Source organism: Hymenobacter qilianensis (assembly GCF_014638675.1).
GTDB lineage: Bacteria > Bacteroidota > Bacteroidia > Cytophagales > Hymenobacteraceae > Hymenobacter > Hymenobacter qilianensis.
Genome location: NZ_BMFN01000002.1, coordinates 312,775 through 339,728 on the forward strand (window position 1 = coordinate 312,775; position 26,954 = coordinate 339,728).

The 26,954-nt window shown below is 54.6% G+C and carries 25 protein-coding genes; 14 read left to right on the top strand and 11 right to left on the bottom strand.

What is annotated here, in order from left to right; genetic code table 11:
* Window positions 1-210: 210 nt before the first annotated feature.
* Both IEW06_RS09235 and IEW06_RS09240 read right to left on the bottom strand, forming a co-directional pair.
* Window positions 211-1,089, bottom strand: a complete 879-nt coding sequence (locus IEW06_RS09235; protein ID WP_188548160.1) for an anti-sigma factor — start codon at window positions 1,087-1,089, stop codon at window positions 211-213.
* Between the two features lie 2 nt (window positions 1,090-1,091).
* Complete coding sequence (locus IEW06_RS09240) at window positions 1,092-1,715, bottom strand: RNA polymerase sigma factor (protein ID WP_187732285.1); 624 nt, start codon at window positions 1,713-1,715, stop codon at window positions 1,092-1,094.
* 175 nt (window positions 1,716-1,890) lie between these two features.
* On the opposite strand from IEW06_RS09240, the gene IEW06_RS09245 reads away from it, so the two are divergent.
* Window positions 1,891-3,291, top strand: a complete 1,401-nt coding sequence (locus IEW06_RS09245; protein ID WP_187732286.1) for an NAD-dependent succinate-semialdehyde dehydrogenase — start codon at window positions 1,891-1,893, stop codon at window positions 3,289-3,291.
* A gap of 103 nt (window positions 3,292-3,394) precedes the next feature.
* On the opposite strand, the gene IEW06_RS09250 is transcribed toward IEW06_RS09245, so the two are convergent.
* From IEW06_RS09250 to IEW06_RS09260, 3 genes are all read right to left on the bottom strand, one after another.
* Complete coding sequence (locus IEW06_RS09250) at window positions 3,395-3,751, bottom strand: thioredoxin family protein (RefSeq protein ID WP_187732287.1); 357 nt, start codon at window positions 3,749-3,751, stop codon at window positions 3,395-3,397.
* Window positions 3,752-3,873: 122 nt separating this feature from the next.
* Window positions 3,874-5,661 (bottom strand): DUF885 domain-containing protein, encoded by a 1,788-nt coding sequence (locus tag IEW06_RS09255; protein WP_188548161.1) that lies wholly within the window; start codon window positions 5,659-5,661, stop codon window positions 3,874-3,876.
* 136 nt (window positions 5,662-5,797) lie between these two features.
* A complete protein-coding gene (locus tag IEW06_RS09260) occupies window positions 5,798-6,247 on the bottom strand; it encodes a hypothetical protein (RefSeq protein ID WP_187732288.1) in 450 nt (149 codons plus the stop codon).
* Between the two features lie 132 nt (window positions 6,248-6,379).
* Between IEW06_RS09260 and IEW06_RS09265 the strand changes: the two genes are divergently transcribed.
* Both IEW06_RS09265 and IEW06_RS09270 read left to right on the top strand, forming a co-directional pair.
* Complete coding sequence (locus tag IEW06_RS09265) at window positions 6,380-7,798, top strand: DNA/RNA non-specific endonuclease (RefSeq protein ID WP_188548162.1); 1,419 nt, start codon at window positions 6,380-6,382, stop codon at window positions 7,796-7,798.
* Between the two features lie 499 nt (window positions 7,799-8,297).
* Window positions 8,298-9,455, top strand: coding sequence for an MFS transporter (locus IEW06_RS09270; protein ID WP_187732290.1), 1,158 nt, complete (start codon window positions 8,298-8,300; stop codon window positions 9,453-9,455).
* A 50-nt stretch (window positions 9,456-9,505) separates the two neighbouring features.
* Here IEW06_RS09270 and IEW06_RS09275 read toward each other — a convergent pair whose 3' ends face one another.
* From IEW06_RS09275 to rsmA, 5 genes are all read right to left on the bottom strand, one after another.
* Window positions 9,506-11,161 carry a M28 family peptidase gene (locus tag IEW06_RS09275; protein ID WP_229743084.1) on the bottom strand — a complete coding sequence of 552 codons (1,656 nt, stop codon included), beginning with the start codon at window positions 11,159-11,161 and terminating at the stop codon, window positions 9,506-9,508.
* 36 nt (window positions 11,162-11,197) lie between these two features.
* Window positions 11,198-12,094, bottom strand: coding sequence for a nuclease A inhibitor family protein (locus IEW06_RS20910; protein ID WP_188548163.1), 897 nt, complete (start codon window positions 12,092-12,094; stop codon window positions 11,198-11,200).
* Between the two features lie 254 nt (window positions 12,095-12,348).
* The gene (gene greA / locus IEW06_RS09285) at window positions 12,349-12,822 is read right to left on the bottom strand and encodes a transcription elongation factor GreA (RefSeq protein ID WP_133273200.1); all 474 of its coding nucleotides are present in this window, start codon (window positions 12,820-12,822) and stop codon (window positions 12,349-12,351) included.
* 102 nt (window positions 12,823-12,924) lie between these two features.
* Window positions 12,925-13,881 (bottom strand): NAD(P)-dependent oxidoreductase, encoded by a 957-nt coding sequence (locus IEW06_RS09290; protein WP_187732291.1) that lies wholly within the window; start codon window positions 13,879-13,881, stop codon window positions 12,925-12,927.
* Between the two features lie 102 nt (window positions 13,882-13,983).
* The gene (rsmA, locus tag IEW06_RS09295; protein ID WP_187732292.1) at window positions 13,984-14,796 is read right to left on the bottom strand and encodes a 16S rRNA (adenine(1518)-N(6)/adenine(1519)-N(6))-dimethyltransferase RsmA; all 813 of its coding nucleotides are present in this window, start codon (window positions 14,794-14,796) and stop codon (window positions 13,984-13,986) included.
* A 208-nt stretch (window positions 14,797-15,004) separates the two neighbouring features.
* On the opposite strand from rsmA, the gene IEW06_RS09300 reads away from it, so the two are divergent.
* The 10 genes from IEW06_RS09300 to accC all read left to right on the top strand — a co-directional run bounded on the left by IEW06_RS09300 (window position 15,005) and on the right by accC (window position 23,818).
* Window positions 15,005-16,459, top strand: coding sequence for a leucyl aminopeptidase family protein (locus IEW06_RS09300; protein ID WP_188548164.1), 1,455 nt, complete (start codon window positions 15,005-15,007; stop codon window positions 16,457-16,459).
* Between the two features lie 68 nt (window positions 16,460-16,527).
* Window positions 16,528-17,550: a 4-hydroxythreonine-4-phosphate dehydrogenase PdxA gene (pdxA, locus tag IEW06_RS09305; protein WP_187732293.1), complete on the top strand. Its 1,023-nt coding sequence runs from the start codon at window positions 16,528-16,530 to the stop codon at window positions 17,548-17,550.
* Between the two features lie 218 nt (window positions 17,551-17,768).
* Window positions 17,769-18,137: a helix-turn-helix domain-containing protein gene (locus IEW06_RS09310; protein ID WP_187732294.1), complete on the top strand. Its 369-nt coding sequence runs from the start codon at window positions 17,769-17,771 to the stop codon at window positions 18,135-18,137.
* A gap of 75 nt (window positions 18,138-18,212) precedes the next feature.
* Window positions 18,213-18,740, top strand: coding sequence for a YceD family protein (locus tag IEW06_RS09315; RefSeq protein WP_187732295.1), 528 nt, complete (start codon window positions 18,213-18,215; stop codon window positions 18,738-18,740).
* A gap of 60 nt (window positions 18,741-18,800) precedes the next feature.
* Window positions 18,801-19,025, top strand: coding sequence for a 50S ribosomal protein L32 (rpmF, locus tag IEW06_RS09320; RefSeq protein WP_187732296.1), 225 nt, complete (start codon window positions 18,801-18,803; stop codon window positions 19,023-19,025).
* Between the two features lie 72 nt (window positions 19,026-19,097).
* Entirely contained in the window at window positions 19,098-20,039 is a 942-nt protein-coding gene (plsX, locus tag IEW06_RS09325; RefSeq protein WP_187732297.1) for a phosphate acyltransferase PlsX, read from the top strand.
* A gap of 55 nt (window positions 20,040-20,094) precedes the next feature.
* Window positions 20,095-21,099, top strand: a complete 1,005-nt coding sequence (locus IEW06_RS09330) for a beta-ketoacyl-ACP synthase III (protein WP_187732298.1) — start codon at window positions 20,095-20,097, stop codon at window positions 21,097-21,099.
* Window positions 21,100-21,260: 161 nt separating this feature from the next.
* Complete coding sequence (gene efp / locus IEW06_RS09335) at window positions 21,261-21,824, top strand: elongation factor P (RefSeq protein WP_133273208.1); 564 nt, start codon at window positions 21,261-21,263, stop codon at window positions 21,822-21,824.
* 22 nt (window positions 21,825-21,846) lie between these two features.
* Window positions 21,847-22,344: an acetyl-CoA carboxylase biotin carboxyl carrier protein gene (gene accB, locus IEW06_RS09340; RefSeq protein WP_187734347.1), complete on the top strand. Its 498-nt coding sequence runs from the start codon at window positions 21,847-21,849 to the stop codon at window positions 22,342-22,344.
* Between the two features lie 130 nt (window positions 22,345-22,474).
* On the top strand, window positions 22,475-23,818 hold the full coding sequence (gene accC / locus IEW06_RS09345) for an acetyl-CoA carboxylase biotin carboxylase subunit (protein WP_187732299.1): 1,344 nt from the start codon (window positions 22,475-22,477) through the stop codon (window positions 23,816-23,818).
* A 70-nt stretch (window positions 23,819-23,888) separates the two neighbouring features.
* On the opposite strand, the gene IEW06_RS09350 is transcribed toward accC, so the two are convergent.
* Window positions 23,889-24,458: a DUF3109 family protein gene (locus IEW06_RS09350; protein WP_187732300.1), complete on the bottom strand. Its 570-nt coding sequence runs from the start codon at window positions 24,456-24,458 to the stop codon at window positions 23,889-23,891.
* A gap of 192 nt (window positions 24,459-24,650) precedes the next feature.
* Here IEW06_RS09350 and IEW06_RS09355 point away from each other — a divergent pair, with 192 nt between their 5' ends.
* On the top strand, window positions 24,651-26,900 hold the full coding sequence (locus IEW06_RS09355; RefSeq protein WP_187732301.1) for an ATP-dependent helicase: 2,250 nt from the start codon (window positions 24,651-24,653) through the stop codon (window positions 26,898-26,900).
* Window positions 26,901-26,954 lie beyond the last annotated feature (54 nt).

Sequence of the window (26,954 nt, forward strand, 5' to 3'; positions counted from 1 at the left end):
GAAACGGAAGGTGTAAGCGTACGAATAACAATTTAAATGCATGATGGGGGCAGCATTTTCGGAGTTTGTAAACTAGTCAGTCAAGCTAACTAAAAAGCCCCCCAATCGACTATATCAAGAAGGACCTACTTATCGAGGCAGGAATTTCTGCTTTCGGTAAATAGGTCCTTCTAACTACTTTTTGGCTGCCATGCCAAGCCGGCTTATTTCTTAAATATTGCCAATTACGGTCAGAGTAGAGAGCGTAGGATTGACGCTGCCGCCCACTGGCTCTACCGTCATGGCAAACGCTTGCGCGCTGGCAATATCTTTCATTTGCTGAAGGCTGTCGCCGGCCGTGGTAGCGGCGGCTAGTACGCCTGCATCAACCGGCTTGCCGTTGTCCAAAGCCCACAGCTGATACTGTTTGCCCGAAGGAGGCACAGGCAATTTGCGAACATCGAGGTATACAGCCTTGGTTTTGGGGTTGTACAGCACCCGGGCACTGGCCGAAGGAGCCGCAGCCGTACCCGCCAATGCCACCGTCCGGAATTCGTCGCTGCGTAGTACTTCCAACTCCTGCTGACGCACCGCCAACATCCGCTCCGAAGCCTGCATGACGGATGCTGTACGGCTCTGCTCGGTGCGGGCAATAGCCAGATCAGCGGCCGCGTCGCGCCAGCGGGTGTACAGCACAAAGTTAGCGAAGCCGCTGGCCAGCAACAGCGCTACCGAAGCTGCCAGCATCCAGCGAAAAGCAGATCCTGAGGCAGTAGTGACCGTTTCGGGCTCCAAAGGAGTCATCTGCCGAACCACTGGTTCGGCAGGTGCAGCGGGCGCGGCTGTAGAATTGTTCTGGGGGGCTTTTTGAGCTTCCGTCCGGATAGCTGCCTGCCAACCCGATAACACCCGCTCACGCATCGCGGCGGGGGGCGTTTCGGCGTGAGCCTGGGCATAAAAGCCGAGGGCCTGCTGTACCTGATCGAGCTCTTGTGCAATTTCGGGGTGCGCTGCGGCCTGTGCTTCCACTGCCGCACGCTCTGCCTCGCTCAGCTCGCCAAGGGCGTACTGTTCGAGGATGCCTGATTCGATATATTCCTGAATATCCACGATTACCGAACCAATTTTGCGAGTACTTTAATAGCCGCCCGGGCACGGGTTTTTACCGTGCCAAGGGGCAGGTTTAATTCGTCTGCCACTTCACTTTGAGTAAATCCGCCAAAGTACAGCAGGTCAATAACTTGTTTCTGCTCAGGGTTGAGTTTCTTCGTTATCTCCTGCAGGCCGATATGGTCGGGCTGAAACCCTGTAGGGGCCGCCTGACGCACCGCGGCGCTGTCCTCCAGCGGCTGTGTACGACTACCTACGCGGTACTGTCGAGACCGGATTTTGTCAATAGCTAAATTCCGGCATACGTTCACCACCCACGTAAACAAACGCCCCTTAGAAGCATCGTAGGAGGCAAAAGAGTGCCATATCTTCACTAAACTTTCCTGCAAGACATCTTCGGCTATTTCCTCTTTTTTGACAATTCGGAGAATCACCCCGTATAGGGCGGCCGAGTATTTATCGTAAAAGACCGTCATAGCCGCCTCGTCGCGGTCGCGCAGTCGTTGCACCAGCAATTCCTCGGGCGCAGGTATTAACGATTCTGGGTGGTTGACTGACACTGGAACGGACTGAAGAATATGGGGCTTGCTACAAATAGAGGCGGCCGCCGTACGAAAGTAAAGCATAATGCTTGTATTCCGCTAAATCGACGTGGCTGATACAGTTGAAATAGCTGTTGTGCTTACGTACACTGCCGGGTTTCCGTGGATATACCACAAAACCACATTTTTGTTCTTGCCTTTACCAACTCCCTACAGGTTGCGTACCCTATCAATCACTACTCGTCCTATTACTTTCCGCATGGCTATCGAATCCTTCAACCCTTATACCGGTCGCGTTGTGCGACGTTTCCGGGCATTCTCTTGGGCTAAAACAGAACGCATTCTGGCACAGGCCGCCCGCGAAGCGCTTACCTGGCGCACTACCAGCTTTGCGCACCGCGCAGAGCGTATGCACCGTGCCGCTGCCCTGCTCCGCGCGCGTCAGGATGAGCTAGCCCGCCTGATGGCTATAGAAATGGGCAAGCCCGTGGCCGATGGTCGGGCAGAAGTGGAGAAATGCGCCCTCACCTGCGACTACTACGCCGACCACGCGGAAGAATTTCTGCAGGATGAGCTGATAAAGACGCCCGCCCAGCGCAGCTTTATTTCCCACGAGCCCCTGGGTGTTGTACTGGCCGTAATGCCCTGGAACTTCCCTTTCTGGCAGGTGGTCCGCTTCGCGGCGCCGGCCCTGATGGCTGGTAATGTGGGTTTGCTCAAGCACGCCTCCAACGTACCTCAGTGCGCGCTGGCCCTGGAGGCCATTTTCCACGATGCTGGCTTCCCTGCTGCCACCTTCCGGACCCTGCTGATTGGCAGCGACCTCGTAGAAAAGCTCATCGCTGATGATCGGCTGAAGGCGGTTACGCTGACGGGCAGCGAGCTGGCCGGCTCGAAAGTGGCCGCTACTGCGGGCGCTCACATCAAAAAGACCGTGCTGGAGCTGGGGGGCTCCGACGCCTTTATCGTGCTGGCCGACGCCGACCTGGAGCTGGCCGCCAAAACAGCTGCCCAGGCCCGCATGATCAACGCGGGCCAGAGCTGCATTGCGGCCAAGCGGTTTATTGTGGAAAAACCTGTCATCAAGGAGTTTATCAACCAATTAAAGACTCATCTGCTGGCTTTTCGCACCGGCGACCCACTGGATGAAGCCACGCAATACGGCCCGCTAGCCCGCCCCGATCTGGCCGACGAGCTCACGGAGCAAGTAGAAGACTCCGTGCGTCAGGGGGCAAAAGTAGAGCTGTATGGGGGGCAATCTGAGGCGGGGAATGCCCTGTTTCGGCCCATGATTCTTTCCCGCGTGAAGCCCGGTCAGCGAGCCTACCACGAGGAATTGTTTGGGCCCGTGGCGCTTGTTCTGGAAGCCCACGACGCCGACGATGCTGTCCGGCTGGCCAACGATTCGCCGTTTGGCCTCGGTGGCGCCATCTGGACCCACGATGCGAAGCGGGGCGAAGCGCTGGCCCGCCGGGTGGAGGCGGGGGCCGTTTTTGTGAACTCGATGGTAAAATCTTCGCCCGAGATGCCCTTTGGCGGCGTCAAGAAGTCGGGCTACGGGCGAGAGCTGTCGTACCTGGGAATCCGGGAGTTTGTCAACCAGAAAAGTATCTGGATTGGCGGCGATGTTCCGCTGAGGGACGGGAAGAAAACAGAGTAGCAAGCCCAGCTTTTATGCTCCTCTCACCTGTCATCTAACCTGTGCCTAATAATTAATCAATGGTGTAGGTCGGGGTAGCAGCACTTGCATAAGCTTAGGCGTTCTAGGCTTTTTGAGGGATGAAATGCCGTAGTCGGGTGAGCATATTTCGTACTTCTTCTTCAACATACAGCGTGTCGCACTCCAGCAAAAGGCCCTGGCAATACGAAACAAAGAAGGGGGCCACCTTTTCCTTCATCATCTTTTGAGCCACCGGATTTTCGTCGGAGTTCAGACGCAGGAAGCGGATGGACGCAAACACCTCCTGATCAGCAAATTGGACAAGATGCGGCGCAAGCTGCTCACAGATCTTACAGTTGGGCGAAGTAAACTTAACGAACACTTTAAGATGCTCATGAATGAGGCGGCGCAAGCCTTCATCATCGGTATCCAAAACGCCCAAAGGGGTAGAATCTTTCATAGTAGCAGCCAACACAAACAAAGACAACCCCAAACTCAACCGCACGGCCCGCAGACAAGAAAGCCGCCCAAAAGATTCCCATTTGGCGCGGCCTCCTTATTACATAGCTATACTTTAGGTACTTAAACTGCCTTCAGCATCATGGCCCGAATGTACTTGACGGGCGCGCTGCCATAGCTCAGAAACTGCTCGTTAAAGGATTTGAGGTCAAATTTGCCCCCCAGCTCTTTTTTCAGCTCTTCGCGCAGATCATAGATGGCGGTGTAGCCGCTGAAGTAGCTGCTGAGCTGCACCTGCGAGAGCGTGGCCCGACGCCACTTGTTAGTCGTTTCGCTTTCTTCCTGAAATCCGTCGCGCTGAAGCATTTTCAGAGCCGCTTCGCGGGAGATATTTCCTACGTGCACCTCGTGGTCGAGGATGGTATTGAGGGTCACGCGCATGTTCCATTTGTCCCACATCAGCCAGATTTCGTCGCTGTTCTGGCCGTAGCCGCTCTCCAGCATCATGCGCTCAGCATACACGGCCCAGCCTTCCACCATCGCGCCGTTGCCAAAAATGGCTTTTACCAGCGAGGGCGAGCGGTTGGCATATACGAGTTGGGTATAATGGCCCGGAATAGCCTCGTGGATGTTCAAAATCTGGAGGGTATAGTCGTTGTACTCACGCAGATAGCTCTCGGCCTGAGCTGGCGTAAGGTTGTCCAGCGGTTCTACGTTGTAGTAGGTATTGGCGGCCTTATCGTAAGGGCCGGGGGCCGAAATGCTGGCGCCCGCGCCGCTACCGCGCATGTAGAGCGGCGTTTCGCGCACGACCAGCGGCTTGCTCGGGTCCTGGGTGAGCAGCTTCTTATCGTTGACAAATTTTATCAACACTGGAATCTGAGCTTTCACAGCCTCCACGAAACCCTCCTTCGTTGCGTGCTTTTCCGATAAGCGGCTGATTACGCGCTGAATCATGGCTACCGAATCGGTGGGCATGGGCTGACCGGCAAAGTACTTGGGCCACAGACGGGCCGCGCGGCGGCCCATATCACGCAGCAGGTAAGCCCGGTTATCCTGCGCTTTCTGGTACACTTGATCGGCGGAGTAAGCCGACTGAATATCCAGAGCAAACTTGCGGTCGAACAGCTCTTTACCCAGGCGGAAGCTCCGAAATTTGCCTCCCGCCAGCACTTCGCCGCGCAAAAACTTCAGGTAGTTCTCTATTACCAGGCGCGTGGTGGCAATGCGGTCTTGCAGCTCTTTCTTCTCGCGCGCATCCAAGCCGGAGCGTTTGATGGAGTCCTGCAACGCTGGCCCAAACACCTGCAACCCGCCCTCATTCTGCAAGATGGCCAGCTCGGTGTGCTCACGGGTCGGACGCTCGATGTTGGTCTGGGCCGCCTCGTAGTAATCAGGGGCGTGGTCGATCTTAATGGAAATTGCCCGCAGCCGCCGATCCAGCGGATAGTAGCGGCCGTTCAGGATTTCGGCAACCGACGCGCCCAGGTTATAGCTGGAAGGGTCCCAGGACCAGCTGCGCAGGGTATCGCTATAAAAGCGCGACTTATCCAGATAGTTAAGCAGCAGATGATAATCGGTCTGGTTATTCGCCGACAAATCATTGACCTTGAAACCCGTCAGGCTCTTGCGCATCCGGGTCTGGGCAGCAGCCTCTACTTCCCGCCGCGCCGCCGTCGGGATAACTAACAGTGAATCATACCGATGATTGCCCTTTGCCGAGGCTAGCCGTGGATTGTAGTACCAGAGCGAATCGATAAACTGATTCTTATAGCGCTCAAAGCTTTCATTGACTTCAGCGGCGGGGTCGGCGGTGGCAGTAGTATCGGAGCTACCGCAGCTACCGAGAAGTGAGGCAGCCGCTAACGTACTGACGGCCAGCAATGATTTTAGGGTAGTAGTTGAGACCATAGAAAGGGCAGTTTAGGTAGCAAGGTAATGGTCAGGGGCGGGTAATGCTAGGGTTTTGGCAGAGCCTCGCCCACTAGCCCACCTTCTCTTGCATAACCAGCCCCGGGGGGCTTTTTGGCACGAAGGGGCTGCCTTTCTAGTCAGGTACGGAAGTCGTGTAGCTTACGGGCCCGCCATATGCCTGCCCAATGGCTACTAGCTCTACCCACCGCTCGCTTTGCTTGCGGCGGGTAAGCAAGGGCTGCCCGCCGCCGGTGTCCGAAGCACTGCCCCAGTATAGGCGCACCTGCAACGTCTCGCCTACCACGGTGCCCGCCACACTCAACACTCCAATACTGCGCTTAAACAGCCCATTTGTGGTAACCGTAAACAGGGAATTATCGCTGTGGGCGATGCTGTAGCCGCGCTGCACCAGCACCTGAGCCAGCCGCCGCCAGCTTTCTGCCGACGTGCCGCTCAGAGCCAGCACCATCGTATCGTCGTCTTTGCTGGCCGCCGCGCTGGCTGCCACCGCAGTGGGCGCAGTCTGGGCCTGTGCTATCTGCATGCATAAGCAAAACAGGCCGAGGAAAAGTAGTTTCTTCATGGCTCAAAGTATAGAATTATTTGAATAGGTAAACATATCTGCCGCGTGCGGTAGAGACGCGTTGCGACCGCACGCGGGCAGCAACCTACACTGCTTATTTGTATTGTTGTAACTCTAAAAAGCCCCCCAGCCATGCGTCTGCCCGCCTCTCTCCTATTTACTGGTTTCTTGCTGGCCCTGGCGCCGCTGGCCTGTTCTCAGCAAACACCCGAAACGCCTTCGTCTACGCGGCCAGGCGGGCCGTCCGCCATACCAGTGCAGTCGGCAACGCCGGCCTTGCTCGAAACCTTCGAGACGGGCAGCAAAGGCGCTTATGCGGAGGCCGATGAAATTTTGCCTTCCGGTTCCTGGCACTTCACCGATGCCATGATCGGCTCCGCGCCTACCGACCACAAAAACGGCACCCGCGCCGTGCGTCTCCGGGGTCGGGGCCGCCTGCGCATGAACTTCGACGCGCCCGCTGGCATCAAGTCGGTGCGCATCAGCAGCGCTACCTACGGCGACGACGCGCCCAGCACTTGGGAGCTATGGATAAGTCAGGACGGTGGCCGCCAGTACCAGCGGGCCGGCGCGGCGGTACGTACCAGCGGGCCGCGCCTCACCCTGAGCACCTTCGGGGTAAGTCCGGGGGGCAAATTGCGGCTGGAGATCCGCAAAACAGATGGCGGCAACACCCGCCTCAACCTCGATGATATTGCTTTGCTTACGGCGGCCGGCGCTGCTACGCCGGCAGTGGCACCTGCTTCTGTGCCCGCGCCCAGCTCGCCGGCCCGCACTGCCGTCGTGGTCAGCCGCGACGACAATATGGCCCTCGGCAACCCCAGCGGCGCTACCAGCAGCCTGAGCACACCCAACAATTACCTGCTCAGCAAGCACCAGTACGCCATGAGCTACAACGCCGGCCGGGGCATTCCGAACTGGGTAAGCTGGCATCTGAATCGGGCCTGGATGGGCAGCGCCCCCCGCCAGGACGACTTCCGCCCCGACCCTGCCCTGCCCCGCGGCTTCTACCAGGTTTCCACCGGCAGCTACCTCGGCTCGGGCTTCGACCGGGGCCATAACTGCCCCTCCGCCGACCGCACTACCGACCTGGACGACAACTCTGCTACCTTCCTCATGACCAATATGATACCTCAGGCCGCTAATAACAACCAACGCACCTGGTCGGGGCTGGAAGAGTATGGGCGGCGGCTGGTTGATGCCGGTAATGAGGTCTACATTATCATGGGTAACTACGGCAAGGGCGGCACGGGACTCAACGGCCGCGCCACTACCATCGATCAGGGCCGCATCACGGTGCCCGCCCGCATCTGGAAGGTGCTGGTTGTCCTGCCCGAAGGCACCAACGACCTCCAGCGCATTGCGGCTGGTCAGGCCCGTGTGCTGGCCATAGACACACCCAACGATCAGAGCGTCAGCCCCGACTGGAGCCGCTACCGCGTATCGGTCGATGCTATTGAAGAAGCTACCGGCCTTGATTTGCTGAGCAACATTCCCCTGGAAGCGCAAGACCGCCTGGAAGCGCGAGTGGATACGGGGCCAACGCGGTAGTAAGGCAATAAATACTTACAAAGCCCGTCATGTAGAGCGCCGCGAAGCATCTCGCGTGTTTCGTTGGAATGCTACTCTACTAACCAAGAACGTCATGCTGAGCGGAGTCGAAGCATCTCTACTGGTGACTAATTCCAATCGGTGCTCAACGAAGCGGGAGAGATGCTTCGGCAAGCTCAGCATGACAGTTAGTGTGGCAACCTCAGCTCGCAAGATGCTTCGCGCTGCTCTGCATGACGGAGTAGGTGATTATTTAGTGGCACGCTCCTAATTCATATTTGCGTACGCTACCTCGTGACAGCCAGATTGCCCCCAGCGACTGTTCTGCTTGGCAACTTGTAAAGATCTTCGCCGTATTTTTGCCCCGAGCTACCTCTTGAGTTAGTTCGTTCCGCTCCCTTTTCTCTCACCCACTATCCTGCCCATCATGCGTCCATCGGCGCGTCATGGGCTTTTTTTGTCTCAATGCTCGTTCGCCAGAGCTATCCTCATACTGCTTATGCTTACTCAAACTTCTGTTCCAGCTACTTCGCCGCACGTGCATCGGGTGGCTGTCAGTGCAATTTTCTTTTTGCAGGGCTTATGCTTTGCGAGCTGGGCATCGCGCATACCTACTATTCAACAACAGATGGGCTTCTCTGACACCCAACTCGGGCTAGTGCTGCTGGCGCTACCCGTGGGCCTGATGCTGTCCTTGCCGCTGTCGGGGTGGTTGGTGGCCCGGCACGGCAGCCGCTGGGTGGCGCTGGCAGGGGCGTTTTTGTACGCTTTTACCTTGCTTACGCTGGGGCTTGCTGCCAATCCATTGCAGCTGGTAAGCTGCCTTGTGTTCTTCGGGCTGGCAGCCAACATGCTCAATATCGCCATTAACACGCAGGCAGTAGGTGTAGAAGCGCTTTACAGCCGTTCTATTATGGCGTCGTTTCATGGCCTTTGGAGCTTGGCGGGCTTTGTGGGCGCGGCCGTAGGCACTATTATGATCGGGTATGGCATCAGTCCACTGCCGCACTTCGGCTTAATCACCGGTCTTATCATAGCGGGCGTGCTGGTGGCCGGTCGCTACATATTGCCTGCCGACGCCAATAGCGCGTCCACCGACCAGCCAATATTTGTTTTACCCGATAAATCCTTACTTATCCTGGGTCTTATTGCCTTTTGCTGTATGATCTGCGAAGGCGCCATGTTCGATTGGAGCGGGGTGTATTTTCGGAAGGTTGTACAGGCCGAGAAAGCGTGGGTAGGTGCTGGCTACACTGCGTTTATGAGCACTATGGCCGCAGGTCGCTTCGTAGCCGACCGTTTCACGAGTCACTTTGGCCGCGCCCGAACCTTACAGCTCAGCGGCCTGCTGACAGCTTCCGGGCTGTTGCTGGCGGTGCTGGTGCCGCAGCTCTGGCCGGCAATCGTAGGCTTTCTGCTTGTCGGGTTTGGGGTTTCGTCGGTGGTGCCGCTGGTGTACGGAGCAGCCGGACGCTCCACTGTCATGTCGCCGGGCGTGGCGCTGGCGGCGGTATCCACGGTGGGTTTTCTGGGTTTTTTAATCGGCCCGCCACTTATCGGGCTGGTTGCGGGCGCTACCAGTCTGCGGATCTCTTTTTCAATTATTGCGGTAATGGGACTGTGCATCGCCCTTCTGGCAGCCAAAGCGAAGCTGTAGCCCCAGGTTGCGGCGGGGCATTCAGTGCTGCTATTGCATGATGCCCTGAGCTATGGCTGGGGGGCTTTTTTTGCCTGGCCAAAGAAGTTGCCGGGGTTCCAGGTGGGGCGTTGGACCTGGTTGGCAATCTGGTAGCCGATAAGGAAATTTAGCTGCGCGTACTTCTTGCCCGCTTCAAAGTCGAACACCCCATTTATATCGTCTTGGGGCTTGTGGTAATACTTGGCCCGCCATACCTGCACCTGCTCGCTTAAGTTATTTTTACCGTCGGCAGTCTTATTCCCGTACTTGATATGAAGGGCCGGAATTCCCTGAGCCACAAAGCTATATTGATCGGAGCGAATAAAGCGATTTTGAGTGGGTTCGGGGTCGTCTTCTACCGTCAGGCCCATCATCTGGCTGGCCGTGGCTACAGGCACGGCCAAGGAGGAATTCTCCGCCCCCAGCGCCACCACCGATAATAAAGGAGCGATGATGGTGGGCATATCGGTGTTGATGTTGGCCACCAGCTGCGCTTTGGGCACGGTCGGGTTTTGGGCAAAATACGCCGAGCCCAGCAGCCCCATTTCCTCCCCGGTCACGGCAACGATGAGAATCGAGCGCCGGGGTTTTTGCTTTAGCTTCTTGTAGGCACTGGCAATTTCCAATAGACTAGCCACGCCCGTTGCATTGTCGTGGGCGCCGTTGTAGAGCGAGTCGCCCAGCACCGGAGCGGCAATTCCCATGTGGTCGAGGTGGGCGCTGTGCACCACGTATTCAGCCCGAAGCTGAGGATCGGAGCCCAGTATTTTGCCTACTACGTTGAAGCTGGCTATATCCTGGTAGCGCGATGATTGGGTGGCACTTACGCGCGGCAGTAAGGGTGCAGAAGCCGCCCGACCAGCACGCAGCGTTGCGAAGGCAGTGGCCGTATCAGTAGCAGCACCGGCAAACAGCTGGTTTAAAGTGGCCGCGTTTACGGCGCCTAACACCTGAATTTGCCCCCCAGCGTAGCTGCGCGATACACTTACCTTACCATCAGGCCCCAGCACGCTCACAACGCCCCGACTGAAGTTTGGCAGCTTGGAGGAAGGCTTCGGGAAAGCCAAAAGCACGCCCACGGCCCCATGCCGGGCGGCCGTTTGCAGAATGGTTAAGACATCTATATTGTAAAGGCGTACGGCGGCCGGAAACTGCTTTGGCTCCTCCCGGGTCACTACCACTACTTTGCCCTTCACATCGAGGCCGGCGTAGTCGTCGTAGCCCAGACCTGGGGCGCTGATGCCATATCCAGCAAATACCAGTGGAGCTGCCGTCACGCTCGTGCGGGGCACTTCAGGGTTAGGATACAAGATGAATTCTTCGCCCGCTTTCAGTGCAGTGGCCTGACCTGCTGTGTTTTGCAGCTGCAAGGCAGCATCGGGCTCAGTGAAAGCGCGCCGCAGCTGCACCTGCTGGGTGAAGCTGCCATTGTCGCCGGCGGGCTCTACCCCTGCCTTTTTAAGCTGATCTACAACGTACTCAACGGCCATCTGATAGCCCGGCGTACCCGGCAGCCGGCCTTGCAGCTTGTCATCGGCCAGGTACTGCACGTGGGCCTTGTAATTGTCGGCGCTTACCTTGCTCAGCGCTTTCTGAACAGATTTTGGAGGCGCGGTAGCCGATTGGGCCCAGCTACTTTCGCTGAACAGCAGGAAAGCGCTAAGCAGAGAAACACAGTATTTCATCAGGCAGGAAGGTGTTCAATTGCAAGGAGTTACGCTCTAGGTTTCTGTCAGCACGGTTTTGAAGCCGGCCAGCTTGCCTTCTTCGGTTTTTCCTAGTGCAAACGTCTGAATCTGTGGCCCTTTGCCAATGCGATAAACTTTGGTTTCCTGCAGCTCCTGCTTCATAAACATCTGCAGGGCTTTAAAGCGGTTGGCTAGCTCTACATTGTTAAGCACGCCGTTATCAGCAGTATGGTTGCGCAAAAACACCGTTAGCTCCTTCGTTTCTACTGGGGTGCCGTCGGGCTGCCCAAGCAGTCTCAGCAGGGCGGCGTCGGTGAGCTCACCCTCGGGAGCGGCGTAGCTCACTGCTTCCAGCGGCGCATCCGACTCGCTCATATAGAACAGCCCTTTGGTCATCGTTTGCAGCTGGTCCATAACGGCGTCGGAGGCCGGGGCATCGTCGCTGGAGGGCATTTTTGCCTTGCTGGATTCCCGAGCTGCTTTAGAATCAGGCGCTGGCTCGGTGGCCTGGCCTTGTGCGCTTGCTTCTGCCTCGGGGGGCAATTTGGCGCTGATGGCGGCGGCCAGCTCCTTCATGCGCGCTTCGGCCACTTTGATTTTCGGATTCGCAAAATTCATATCCGACACCCGATTCATCGGAATCAGGTGGATATGTGCGTGCGGCACTTCCAAGCCAATAACCGCCACCCCAATGCGCTTGCACGGCACGGCCTCGCGCACGGCCTGCGCCACGCGCTGGGCAAACTGATGCAGGGCCGCCAGCTCGGCGGGGGGCAAATCGAAGATATAATCGACCTCGCGCTTCGGAATAACCAAGGTATGGCCTTCTACCAAAGGCGTAATATCCAGAAAGGCCAGATGATCAGCGTCTTCAGCAACTTTGTAGGCTGGCAGCTCGCCCGAAACGATGCGGGAAAAGATAGAAGGCATAGCGAATGGTTTTGTAGGAGTTTGAAGCGCAATTGGCTGTAGAGACGCGAATTCGCGTCTGATCGTTGCTGAGATTGTTTAGCTGGCGCAGTTCCGGTCGTTCAACCACGAGACGCCAGTGCGCGTCTCTGCAAAAGCTCAACTTAGTGCTGCACCGCTCGGTAAGGTAGAAATAAGTTGGAACGCAAAGAGGCGAGACTGTTCAAGTCTCGCCTCTTTGTTTTTATTCTCAAGTGCGCAGTGCGCCGACGCGCTTAACGCGAAATCTCCAGAATCTGAAACTGCAGCTTACCAGCGGGCACCGTAATTTCGGCTACGTCGCCCACGGACAAGCCCAGCAAGCCTTTGCCAATCGGCGACTTCACGGAGATCTTACCGGCGGCGAGGTTGGCTTCTTCCTCGGCTACCAGAATGTAGTCGAGCACCATGTTGTTCTTCATGTTTTTAAGCTTGACTTTGCTCATTATCAAAGCTTTGCTCGCATCGATGTTCGATTCATCAATCACGCGGGCATTGCCAATAACTTCTTCAAGCTTGGAGATTTTCAGTTCCAGGTGACCTTGCGCGTCCTTGGCGGCGTCGTACTCCGCATTCTCGCTCAGGTCGCCTTTGTCGCGGGCGTCGCGCAGTTGCTCGGCAGCCTCGGCCCGGCCGCGGATTTTCAGGTCCTGGAGCTCGTCCTTGAGCTTTTGCAGGCCTTCGGGGGTGTAATAATTAACAGTGGCCATGACGGTGGGATGGTAAGCTAAAAAACAAGAAGAACGGTCGGCAAAGCCAACCGTTCTCCCCAACAGGTTTAGGACAAATATACGAATCCTGCCCAACTTACGCTAGCTGAGCGGCGCCGCGCCCCGCAGAAAGGCTTCAATTTTTTGGACCAGCACTTCATTGATGCGTTGGTATGATTGGTGCGTCCAGCCGCCAATATGGGGCGAAAGGATAACCTGGGGGGCTTTTTTCAGAAAATCGAACGTTGCCTGCTGGGCTGGTGTGAGCGTAGTAAGCTTCTCATTTTCGAGTACATCCAGGGCTGCTCCCCGCACCTGCCCGCTTTGCAGGCCGCGCACCAAAGCCGCCTGATCAAGCACTTCGCCCCGGGCCGTATTCAGCAGCCAAATGGGGTTGCGAAAACCCAGCAGCATCGTCTCATTCACAAAATGGTGGTTAGAGGCCGAATACGGAATATGCAGACTCAATACTTCGGCTCGCTGCTGCAATTCATTCAGCGTCACCAGCGTCGCGTGATGATCAGGTATGCAGGCCGGGGTGTGGTCGTAGGCGAGCACCGTGCAGCCAAAACTGGCGAGTCGCTGGGCAAAGGCTCGCCCCATATGTCCGTAGCCAATTATTCCGACCACTTTGCCCCCCAGCTCCTCGCCTCGGTTGGCTTCGCGCTGCCAGATACTTTGGCGCACTTCCTGATCGGCCCGCGGAATATTGCGCAGGAGCGCTAGCAACAGGCCCAAAGCGAACTCACCCACCGCGTCGCGGTTGCCTTCAGGCGCGTTCAGGAGCGTAACGCCAGCGGCCTGCATTGCCGCTTCATCTATATTATCTACGCCGGCGCCGGCCCGGGCTACATAGCGGAGCGTTGGTCCGTGGGTTAAGAGTTCGGCCGTCACGCGCACCTTGCTACGCACCACTAAGCCCTCATACGCATGCGCCGCCAACGCCGTGGGCACTTCAGCAGCCGTCAGGTCAGGGCGATAATGAGTGGTGATGTTGGCTGCCTGAAACAGGCTTTGCCACGAAGGATGCAGGTCGTCGACGACGAGACAAAGAGACATGATTGAGTGGTTTTTACCGTTTTCAGGATATACTCCCTACTACCGAGCGAATACCTACCCACCTTATAGGTGATAAGCATTGAATAAAAATATTAAAGCCAGCTATGCTTCCTCCGCAGCTTGGGCCTCATTCTGCTGATGCTGTTCTACCAGCTTTGTCAGGCCCACAAACTCAGCTACACCTAACTGCTCAGCACGCTTATCAAAAATAGGATCAGCAGTGGCCTCTGGGGGCAAACCGAATGGCTTTAACGCATTGCGTAACGTCTTGCGGCGGGTCTGAAAGGCCTGCTTTACTACCCGGAAAAACAGCTTCTCATCGCAATCCAGATGCTCGGTGGTGTTGCGGGTAAGCCGAATGACGGCCGACTGCACTTTGGGCGGCGGCACAAACACGTGGGGCGGCACCGCGAACAGCATTTCCACGGTATAAAACGCCTGCACCAGCACACTCAGAATTCCATATGCTTTAGAGCCCGGCGGCTCAGCAATGCGCTCAGCCACTTCCTTTTGCAACATGCCCACCACCTCCCGCACCTGCTGCCGGTGAGCCAGCACCTGAAAGTAAATCTGGGTAGATATGTTATAAGGAAAATTGCCAATGATGCTCAGCGGCTTACCCGGAAATAGCTGGCTCAGATCCTGCCGCAGAAAGTCGGCGGAGATAATTCGCCCCCCAAGCGAGGGGAAATTGCGTTCCAGATAAGCCACCGACTCCCGGTCAATTTCCACTACACTCGTTTCGTAGGCAGGGTTCTGCAACAGATTCCCGGTGAGTACGCCCATGCCGGGGCCAATTTCGAGCACGTGAGCCACTCCATCGGGCAAACGCAAAGCGTCCACGATATTGCGGGCAATATTGGGGTCGGCCAGGAAGTGTTGACCGAGGTGTTTTTTGGGGCTAACGTGGTCCACAGAAGGAAGGAGCTAGGAGTCAGAAGCTAGAAGCAAGGAGCCGGAAGAAAGAGTTAAGCATAAAAAGTAAAGAAATGAGAAGAAGGAATTTGGGTAATCCTAACTTCTGACTTCTGACTCCTAGCTCCTTCCTTCTGCTTACCTTGCGGCGCCCAAAGATACGCCTGTCGGTGGGCTTCTGACCTTCACTTCCGCCCTTCTGCTGTTTATGGCCCTTCAACTCACGTACGCCTCCACGGTGCCCGCTGGTGCCGATACTGTTTTCGTGCTACCCGCCGGTACTCGCGATTTGCCCCCCAGCGCCCTCACCGACCTGCCTGAGGCGGCCCGGAACTATGTGCACGAGCAACTCGCCGCCGACAATAAGCTTATCACTGTCAATCACTTCTCCCATCGGCACTACTTTATAGTAGCCGCCTCCAAAGCCACTCCTGAGCTGGAAGCGGAAGACTTGCGCAAGGCTGGCCACAAGCTGCATGCTTCGCTTAAAGCGGATAAAGTTGGGGAGCTTTTCATTCAGGATCTGACCACCGATGGCACGGGTGCGCTACCACTGGCTGAAGGTATCTACCTGACTGCTTATCAGTTTGGGGGCTATAAAACAGACGAGAAATCACGGCAAAATGCCCCCCTGACCAAAGTAAATCTGGTGGGCACCAACCTTCAGGCCGAAACGGTTCAGGAACTAGTAGGCGTACTGCAAGGCGTGTCTTTGGCCCGTGACCTTGTTAATGAGCCGCTCAACCGCCTCAATGCCGTTCAATTTGCGGAGCGCATGGCGGCGGCGGGTGAAGAAGCCGGTTTTCATACCGACATTCTGGACCTTGCCCGTATCGAAGCACTGCGCATGGGCGGACTGATTGCCGTAAATCTGGGCAGCCCCGAGCCGCCGACCTTCACTATAATGGAGTACAAGCCGGAGGGGGCCAAAAACGCGAAGCCTTACGTGCTGGTAGGCAAGGGCGTAGTGTTCGACACGGGTGGACTCAGCCTGAAGCCTACGCCCAGCTCCATGGACATGATGAAGTGCGATATGGCGGGCGGCGCGGCCGTAACGGGCGTGCTGTATGCGCTGGCCAAAAATAAAATACCCCTGCACGTAATCGGCCTGGTGCCCGCCACCGACAACCGGCCTGGTGGCTTGGCCTTCGTGCCCGGCGACGTACTCGAAATGCACAGCGGCCTCACGGTTGAAGTTCTCAATACCGACGCGGAAGGCCGTCTGATTTTGGCCGATGCCCTCAGCTTCGCCCGCAAATATGAGCCGGAGCTGGTTTTCGACATTGCCACCCTTACCGGCTCCGCGGCTCGCGCTGTTGGTAAAGAAGGCCTAGTAGCGATGGGCACCGCTGGCGATGAGCGCATGCTTCAGCTTAAGCAAGCGGGCAACCGCACGCACGAGCGCATCGTGGAGCTGCCGCTGTGGGAAGAGTACGCCGAGCATATCAAGTCCGATATTGCCGACATCAACAACTTAGGCAAAGCTGAAGCAGGAGCCATCTCAGCGGGCAAATTCCTGGAGCGCTTCATCGAAGGCACGCCCTGGATTCACTTGGACATTGCCGGCCCAGCCTTCCTCACTGCCCCCGACAGCTACCGTGGCAAAGGCGGCACAGGCACCAGCGTGCGGCTGCTATATGACTTTTTGAAAAGCACGTATTAATGCCCCACGCTCTTTGTTTTCTTCTTAAAGTGAGGAGTTCACTCCTCTACATTCGCTAGCTCCTCTCCATGTCCCAATTGCCACGCCTCGGCATTTCTGTCGGCGACCTTGCCGGTATCGGACCCGAAATCATTTACAAAACCCTGCGCGATGTGCGCTTGCTTAAATACTGCACGCCGGTAGTTTACGGCACGGCCACGGTGCTATTCGACGATTTCCCCACGGAAGAGCACACCGAGCCGTTAACCTTCCGCCAGGTACGTGCCGCCGCCGACATTGCCACCGGCAAGCCCAACGCCGTTACCTGTTGGGACGAAGACTTTGTGCTCACGCCTGGTCAGCCCAGCGCAGCGAGCGGTGCCGCCGCCCGGCAATCGTTGTTGGCCGCTTGCCGCGACTTGAAAGAAGGGTTGCTGGATGGCATCGTAACGGCACCCATTAGTAAGGAGAACACCCAGGCCGACGACTTCCGCTACCCCGGTCATACTGAGTTCCTAACCAGCTTTTTCGGGGCTCCCGAGAGCCTGATGTTCTTGGTAAGTGAAGATTTACGCGTGGCCACCGTCACGGGTCACATTCCATTGAAAGACGTTTCAGGCAGAGTAACAAAGGAGCTTTTAACCAAGAAGCTGCGGATTTTGCTGACTTCTCTGCGTCAGGATTTTGGAATTCAGAAGCCTCGTGTAGCTGTATTGGGCCTGAACCCGCATGCTGGGGAGAAAGGCTTGCTAGGCACTGAAGAAGCTGATATCGTGACGCCCGTCATTCAGCAATTACTGGAAGAAGGCCATTTGGTTTATGGCCCCTTCCCTGCCGACGGCTACTTCGGTACTCGCCAATACCACCAATTCGATGCGACGCTAGCGTTGTACCACGATCAGGGTTTGATTCCATTCAAAACGCTAGCTTTCGAGCGGGGAGTCAACTTTACGGCCGGCTTACCCATAGTGCGCACTTCTCCCGACCATGGCACAGCCTACGGATTGGCGGGCACATTCAAAGCGGATGAAACCTCGTTCCGGGAAGCACTTTATCTAGCCTGCGACTTAGTTCGCCAACGGCAAGGCCTAGTAGTAGAGAAACGTCGTTAGCAGATAACACTAAAAGCCCCCCAGCATTGCTCTGGGGGGCTTTTTTTATATAGAATATCTTACTGAGGCTGTTCAGCCTTACTGCTAAAAGCTTGGCACGAAAGCGAAACTTTCTTTCTATAAACGAAATATAATTTGTTCTTTTAAAATTCAGCCGTAATTTTGTAGCAGGAATGAGCGGAGCCGGTTCGGTTCCGTTTTGCTTTTATCTCGTTTTCATGGTTCTTCAAACCCCTACCGACTACCGCATTGCCCTGCGTCGCCTTGACGCGCTGGCAACCGCTGGAGTAGAGGGCAACGCCGCACTAGAAGCCGAGTTTCGGGAGTTGATCATGAGTATCGACACCTATGAAAGCAAGTTAGGACTGCTTCCCATTCCTAATCTGCCAACCTCACTGGCTGAGATGATTGAGCTCAAACGCCAGCAGATGCGCCTCAAGCAGAAAGATTTGGCGCAACTACTGGAAGTGCCCGCCGGACGTCTCTCCCAGATTCTGAGTGGCAAGCGCCGCGTTTCACTCGATCTGGCCAAACGCCTGTACGAGCGACTCGGCATCCCTTCCGATTTCATTCTGAAAAACGCTTAGCTGCTCCATACTGCTTCCCTGCTTTAAAAAACGGCAAAATCTTCCTACTTTTGCCCCCTGCTATAAATCTCAACCGTGAAGAAGGACTCGCAATACGACATAGCTATTGCTAAACTGGCCCATAAAACGCATCATTTTGCGTTCGAGCTGGGCAAAGCGTTTTTCGAGCAGTTTGATCAACAGCTGATTCAGGATGGTCAACTTCATGCTGATGTGGAGCTGACCAAAACAGATTTGCTGCTGACGCTCGACTTTCACATCAAGGGCACTGTCCGCCTTATTTGCGACCGGAGCCTGGAAGATTTTGATCAACCTATTGATGTGCGCCACCAATTGCGCGTACGCTTCGGGGATCAATACCTGGAGTTGGACGACGACGTGCTGCAAATCACGCCCGATACTCAAACTCTCCCAATTGCGCAGCACTTGTTCGACTACATCGGGTTAGCTATTCCGATGAAGAAGCTGCATCCACGTTTTCAGAACGAGCCCGACGATAATCCGGACGCTGACGCCAAGCTAATTTTCACGACCCGACAGGCCGACGATGAGGACGAAGACGATTCCGACCCACGTTGGGATGCGCTCCGCAATCTGAATTAAGATTACTCGTCAATTCGATTTTCTCCCTTTTAAGTTCACATTCAACTTTCATAATTTACCATGGCACATCCTAAGCGCCGAACCTCCAAAGCCCGCCGCGACAAGCGTCGCACCCACGATAAGCTGACTCCCAAGGCTATTTCTATCTGCCAGACTACTGGCGAGACTCACTTGCGTCACAAAGCGTATGTAGTAGATGGCGACTTATATCTGCACGGTAAAGTAGCAGTAAAGGACTTCGCTCCTATCGCCGCTGCCGCTGCCCCAACCGAGGACGAAGAATAAGCCTCGCTTTGCTGGTAGCGTCTGCCTGCCAGCCCGCCATTTCGACTCCGTACTCCCCTTGATTTCCTGTACATGAAGATAGCCCTGGACGCAATGGGGGGCGATTTTGCCCCCCAGGCTGCCGTCGATGGCGCCGTAATGGCTGCCCAACAGCTAAACGGTGCGGCTCAGATTGTGCTCATCGGCCAGGAAGAGGCCGTGCGCCCTTTGCTCCAACAGCACGGCGCCGCCGCTGCCGACCTCATCTTTATCCCGGCCACGCAAGTAATTGCAATGGGTGAGCATCCTGCCAAAGCCTACCAGCAGAAGCAGGATTCCAGTATTGCCGTGGGTTATCGAATGTTGCATGCCGGCGAGTTAGATGCATTCTGCTCAGCCGGTAGCACAGGTGCCATGCTCGTAGGCGCTATGTTCAGCGTAAAAGCTGTACCCGGCGTATTGCGGCCAGCCATTGCGAACTTTGTTCCGAAGCTAGCAGGTGGGCAAGGCATTTTGTTAGATGTGGGAGCCAATGCGGAGTGTAAACCAGAAATGCTCGAGCAATTTGGCGAACTGGGCTCTCTCTATGCGCACTATGTGTTAGGTATTGAAGCCCCTAAAGTGGGTTTGATGAACCTAGGCGAGGAAGAGGGCAAAGGCACAGCCTTGACGCAGGCTGCTTATCAATTATTGAAGGTAAATCCGCACGTGCAGTTTATCGGCAATATTGAAGGGCGCGACCTTTTCAACTCCAAAGCCGACGTAATCATCTGCGACGGCTACACAGGCAACGTAGTCTTGAAGATGGCAGAATCCATTTATGAGATTCTGAATGAGAAGAAGATGCACGACCCCTTCTTCGACAACTTCAATTATGAGGCTTTTGGTGGCAGTCCTATTTTGGGCATAAATGACAACGCCATCATTGGGCACGGAGTGAGTACGCCGCTGGCTATTTGTAATATGCTCTTACAGGGTTACAAAATGGCCGAGTCTGGTATTTCAGACCAAATAAAGAGCACCTTTAAGTCCTAGTGACTAAGTCCGGCTCTGGCCGGACTTTTTTTGCCGCCTACGTCCGTCTTTCTCGATGAAAATAACTGCCGCTATCACCGGAGTGGGTGCCTATGTACCCGACTACGTACTCACCAACAAGGAGCTTGAAACCCTGGTGGATACTACCGACGAGTGGATTCTAAGTCGCACAGGCATACAGGAGCGGCACATCCTGAAAGGCGAAGGACAAGGCACCTCCGTTATGGGGATAAAAGCCGTTGAGCAATTGCTAGCAAAGACAGGCACCAAAGCCGAGGATATTGACCTAATTATCTGCGCTACTACTACCCCCGATTTAGTATTTCCTGCTACCGCTAATATCATCTCAGCGGCTGTAGGGACCAAAAACGCGTTCAGCTACGATATGCAGGCTGCCTGCTCGGGCTTTATGTTTGCTCTAGCTACGGGTGCCCAGTTTATTCAGACTGGCACTTATAAAAAGGTGATCATCGTAGGTGCCGACAAGATGTCGAGCATCATTGACTATACCGACCGTTCTACCTGCATTATTTTCGGCGATGGTGCGGGTGCAGTTCTTTTAGAGCCTAATACTGATGGTTTGGGGTTACTCGATCAGAAGCTTTGCTCTGACGGCAACGGTGAGCCATTCTTGCATCAAAAGGCAGGCGGCAGCCGTCGTCCTCCGTCGGCAGAAACTGTTGCAGGCCGGGAACACTTCGTATACCAAGAGGGAGGAACGGTGTTCAAATTTGCCGTGAAAAACATGGCTGAAGTAGCTGCTCAAGTAATGGAGCGCAATCAGCTCACGGCCAATGATGTAGCCTGGCTGGTGCCGCACCAAGCCAACAAGCGTATAATTGACGCAACAGCTCATCGGATGGGTGTCGGCCCCGAAAAGGTGATGCTTAACATTCATCGCTATGGCAACACCACTAACGGTACCATTCCTCTTTGCCTAGCCGATTACGAGAGCCAATTACATAAAGGCGATAACCTTATTATTGCCGCATTCGGTGGAGGATTCACCTGGGGGTCATTATACCTCAAATGGGCATACGATACTAAGACTATCCAGTAAATAGTCTGATTAGTCAACTGCACGCAGAAAAACTCTATACTTGCACTTTCGGAAATGCTGAGCTTAGTACGTTAACGATTGAGTAGATTCTGCCTACGGCTTTATCTAAGCAATCCAGCGACACATTCAGCTTTTAACCATCAATAACCAGTATCTAAAAAATGGCCACCACCGCAGACTTCCGTAACGGCCTCGTCCTGAATTACAACAACGAGTTGCACGTTATTACCGAGTTTCAACACGTGAAGCCTGGAAAGGGCCCAGCCTTTGTACGCACTAAATTGCGCAACATTAAAACCGGGCGTGTAATTGATAACACCTTTAATGCAGGTGTGAAGGTAGAAACCGCTCGGGTGGAGCAACGTCCTCACCAATTCCTGTACAAGGATGAGTACGGCTTCAACTTCATGAATAAGGAAGATTTTGAGCAGGTAACATTGCCTGAAGCAATGGTGCCCTTCGCCGATTTGCTAAAGGATGGGCAGGAAGTCACGATTTTGTTTCACGCTGAAACAGAGCAGCCGCTTACCGCTGAATTGCCAACGACAGTAGAACTGGTGGTAACGTATACCGAGCCTGGTTTGCGAGGTGATACAGCCACAAATACGCTTAAGCCCGCAACGGTGGAAACAGGTGCCCGTATCCAGGTACCATTGTTCATCAATCAGGACGAAAAAATTCGCGTGGATACCCGCGACTACTCCTATGTCGAAAGAGTTAAATAAGTCGCCGCAGAAGCAGCCTGCTATGAAAGCCAAAGAACTACAGGAATTGCTCGATTTCATCGCCAAATCGGGTTTGAACAAAGTCAACATCGAAACTGAGGAATTCAAGATCTCAGTACAGCGCGACCCCAGCTATAAGCCGGTAATCAGCACATCGATGGCTGTGCCCGCCCCGGCGGCTGCGCCTCAGGCGCCGGCCCCAGTAGCTGCTCCTGTTTCTTCACCCGCACCCATCACCACTACGCCTGCTACTACTGCTAGTGAGCCTTCTGAGGCTAATTATCAGGCGCTGAAAGCCCCTATGATCGGCACTTTCTATCGTTCCAACAGCCCCGATTCACCTGCTTTTGTGAACGTGGGTGACATGGTCGAAAAAGGTCAGGTCATTTGTATTATTGAAGCCATGAAGCTGTTCAATGAGATTGAGGCAGAAGCTTCAGGCCGTATTGTAAAGGCATTGGTAGAGAACTCCTCTCCGGTAGAATACGATCAGCCCCTATTCCTGATCGAGCCAATGTAATTTTTGGGCCTTGAGGTCTTGGTAGCTTAGGTTTTGGCGAGTCGGATGACTTGCACAAATATCTTAAGCTACCAAGACCTTTCCTTTTCAATCAAGCTCCCAATCTAGTTGCTCCCAGACCTTAACCATCATGTTTAAAAAAATACTGATTGCTAACCGGGGTGAAATTGCCTTGCGCATTATCCGCACGTGCAAGGAAATGGGTATCAAAACGGTAGCCGTATACTCCACTGCTGATAAGGAAAGCCTTCACGTACGCTTTGCTGATGAGGCAGTGTGCATTGGTCCTCCTGCCAGCGCCCAGTCGTATCTGAATATCCCAACTTTGATTGCTGCGGCAGAAATCACCAACGCTGATGCCATTCACCCTGGCTATGGCTTTCTGTCGGAAAACGCGGAATTTTCCCGTATCTGCCAGGAAAACGGTATCAAATTCATTGGTGCATCGCCTGAAATGATCAATAGCATGGGCGACAAGGCTTCGGCTAAAGCGACCATGAAAAAAGCCGGAGTGCCAACCATTCCTGGTTCGGAAGGCCTACTTGATTCCTTACAGGATGCGCTGAAAATTGCGCACAAAATCAAGTATCCGGTTATTCTGAAAGCTACGGCCGGAGGCGGCGGACGCGGCATGCGCGTGGCCCGCACCGACGAAGAGTTGGAGAAAGGTTGGCACGATGCCCGCACGGAGGCCAAAGCAGCTTTCGGTAACGATGGTATCTACCTTGAGAAGTTTGTAGAAGAGCCGCGCCATATCGAAATCCAGATCGTTGGGGACCAATTTGGCCGTGCCGCTCACCTTTCTGAGCGTGATTGCAGCATTCAGCGACGCCACCAGAAGCTCGTGGAAGAAGCTCCCTCTCCTTTCATGACCAAGGACCTACGCAAGAAAATGGGCAATGCTGCCGTAGCCGGCGCCAAATCTATTCGCTACGAGGGAGTAGGGACGATCGAGTTTTTAGTTGATAAAAACCGCGATTTCTATTTCATGGAGATGAATACCCGCATTCAGGTAGAGCACCCTGTAACGGAGGAAATCATCAACTATGACCTGATTAAAGAGCAGATTAAGGTTGCAGCGGGCGTGCCTATCTCGGGCAATAACTACGAGCCTAAGATGCATGCCATGGAATGCCGCATCAATGCGGAAGACCCGCGTAATAACTTCCGCCCTGCTCCTGGCAAGATTACAACGCTGCATATTCCGGGCGGCCACGGCGTTAGGGTTGATACGCATGTGTACGCTGGCTACACCATTCCGCCGAACTACGATTCGATGATAGCCAAGCTTATCACCACTGCTCAGACGCGGGAAGAATGCATTGTAAAAATGAAGCGCGCCTTAAGTGAGTTTGTAGTGGAAGGCGTGAAAACCACCATTCCGTTTCACCTGGCTTTGATGGACAACCAAAGCTTTAAGGACGGCAACTTCACAACTGCGTTTCTGGATACGTTTGACTTTTCGACTGTTTAGCCAGAATTTCTAGTTCATAACCAAGAAAAAGCCCCCCAGAACTATTCTGGGGGGCTTTTTCTTGGTTATGTTATGCGCTAGGCTGCTCTATTTCGTGCACCAATTCATCGTACCATTCTTCGCCATACTTGCGAATTAGGGGCTCCTTCAGAAACTGATATACCCGTACCCCCAGCTCGGCACCGAAGGAGCAGGCAGGATTGCAGATGCCCCACCGATCGTAGTTCAGGGCTTCGAACCCGTCGTACTTGCTGATACGAATGGGGTACAAATGGCAGCTGACAGGTTTTTTGAAGCTGGTGGCGCCGGCCAGATAGGCCTGTTCAATGCCACACTTCAGTATGCCACGCTCATCATAGAGGGCATAGGCGCACTCTCGGTCATTGATGGTGGTGGTGCTGAAATCACCTTCCCAATCTTTGATGTAAAGGCCTTGTTGCTCGATTGCCTGCTGGCCGGCTTCAGTAAGAAAAGGCTTGATGCTGGCGTATTCGGCTTCCAGAATGGCTAGCTCAGCTTCTTCTAGAGGAGCGCCGAGGTCGCCTTCCACGCAGCACGCGCCTTTGCAAACTTCCAGATTGCAAACAAAGAAATTGTCGCGAACGTCATCGGAGATGACAGTGTTCTGTATAATAATCATGGGAATGCGAGGCAGAACCTTCTGGGGGGCTTTTTTGACTCCACCTAACGGGTGGAGCGATGATGCCAGCCACAAATAAAGTCCCGAGAGAAATGAATGGACAAAGATAACCCCGAACAGGTGCTTTCTGGTTTCCTGGGGGGCAAAACCTTACCTTTGTTCCTTCGCCAACGAGCCGGTTTACTTGAAAGAATGGCATTAGATTATCATACCTTACTGAATCCTTCGCAGGCTGCTGCCGTGCTCCAAACGGAAGGCCCCTGCATGATTATAGCCGGTGCTGGTTCCGGCAAAACGCGCGTACTGACGTATCGTATCGCGCATTTGCTGGAGAAAGGCGTCGACCCGTTCAACATCCTGGCCCTGACTTTTACTAATAAGGCAGCCAAGGAAATGCGCGCCCGCATTGAAAAAGTAGTAGGTCCGGAGGCGAAGAATGTGTGGATGGGCACCTTCCACAGCATTTTTGCCCGCATTCTGCGCTCCGAAGCCGAAAAAATTGGCTTTCCGCGTCACTTTACCATCTACGACACCCAGGATTCCAAAACGCTGGTATCGCAGATTGTAAAGGAGCTGGACCTCGACGACAAGCTCTATAAGCCTAGTATGGTGCTGGGGCGCATCTCATCGGCCAAAAACAAGCTGATTTCGGTGCAGCAGTACCTTAACGACCCGGTCATCAGGCAGGACGATGAAGCTGCTTTGCGCCCTAAAATCGGCGTGATTTATCAGCAATATCAGTCGCGGTGCTTTAAAGCCGGCGCCATGGACTTCGACGACTTGCTGTTCAATACCAACGTGCTGTTTAAAGACCATCCGGAGGCGCTGAACAAGTACCAGAATATATTCCGGTACGTGATGGTGGACGAGTATCAGGACACGAACTACTCGCAGTACCTGATTACGCGCAAGCTGGCGGCCAAGGAGCGGAACATTTGCGTGGTCGGCGATGATGCGCAGAGCATTTATGCTTTCCGGGGGGCAGATATTACCAATATTCTCAACTTCGAGAAGGATTACCCCGAACTGGAAGTGTTCAAGCTAGAGCAGAACTACCGCTCTACCAAGAACATTGTAAAAGCGGCTAACTCGGTCATTAAGAACAACAAAGCGCAGCTGCGCAAAGACGTTTTCTCGGAGAACGAGGAAGGCACGCTGATCGAAGTGCTCAAGGCGGCCTCAGATAATGAGGAAGGCAAGCTGATTGCCAACTCCATCTTCGAGGACAAGATGAATCTACACTTGTCGTACGATCATTTCGCGATTCTCTACCGCACCAATGCCCAAAGCCGGGCAATGGAAGAAGCCCTGCGCAAGCTGAATATCAAGTACAAGATTGTGGGGGGCCTTTCTTTCTACCAACGGAAAGAAATCAAGGACCTGGTGGCCTACTTGCGCCTCACGGTGAACCCGAACGACGAGCAGGCGCTACGCCGCGTTATCAACTACCCCAAGCGCGGCATCGGCGACACGACGGTGAGCAAGCTCATCAACACGGCCGAGGAAACCAACCACACGCTGTGGGAAGTAGTAGCCAATGCGACCTCCTTTTTGGGGGCACGGCTTTCGGGTGCCATCACGCAGTTTGCGGAGCAGATTAAAAGCTACGCCGTAATTGCTGGCAAAGAAGATGCGTTTGAAGCGGCAAAGTTTATCGCAAAAAACTCCGGTATGATTGAGGAACTCTATGCCGACAAAAGCATTGAGGGCCTTTCGCGCTACGAGAACATTCAGGAACTGCTGAATGGTATAAAGGCTTACACGGAAGACCCAGAGCGGGATGATAAGTCGCTGGCTTCTTTTCTACAGGATATTGCCCTCGTTACTGACGCCGATACCAAAGACGCGCAGCAGGATGGTGAGGCCGTAACGCTGATGACGATTCACTCAGCCAAGGGCCTGGAGTTCCGTAACGTATATATAGTGGGGTTGGAGGAAAACCTGTTTCCGTCCCAGATGATGATTACCTCGCGGGCCGATCTGGAAGAGGAACGGCGCCTTTTCTACGTTGCTATCACGCGGGCAGAAAAAAAGCTTACGCTTAGCTATGCCACGTCGCGCTACCAGTGGGGTAACCTGCGAAGCTGTGAGAAAAGCCGTTTTCTGGATGAAATTGATCCGCAATTCGTAGATTTCAAGTTCTCATCTGGTCCGGGCAGTGGCGAGTCGCCATTTGGGCACGTTTTGGAGCGGCGCAGTAACCTAATTCCGCCCGCTCCGCGTAAGACGGTAGCGTCCAGCTACAAGCCTTCGGCCGATTTTCAGCCTTCCGACACTTCTAATCTGGCTACCGGGCAGCGAGTAGAACATCCTAAATTTGGCTTCGGCACGGTGAGTAAGCTCGAAACGCAGGCCGGCTCTACCAAGGCAATTATTCAATTTGAAGAGGTGGGTGAGAAGACGTTATTGCTGAGTTTTGCCAAATTGCGAGTGCTGAGCTAATTGGCTTGACTCAGTGCCCATCCCAGCACTTTTCGGAGCGCTGGATCTTATAGT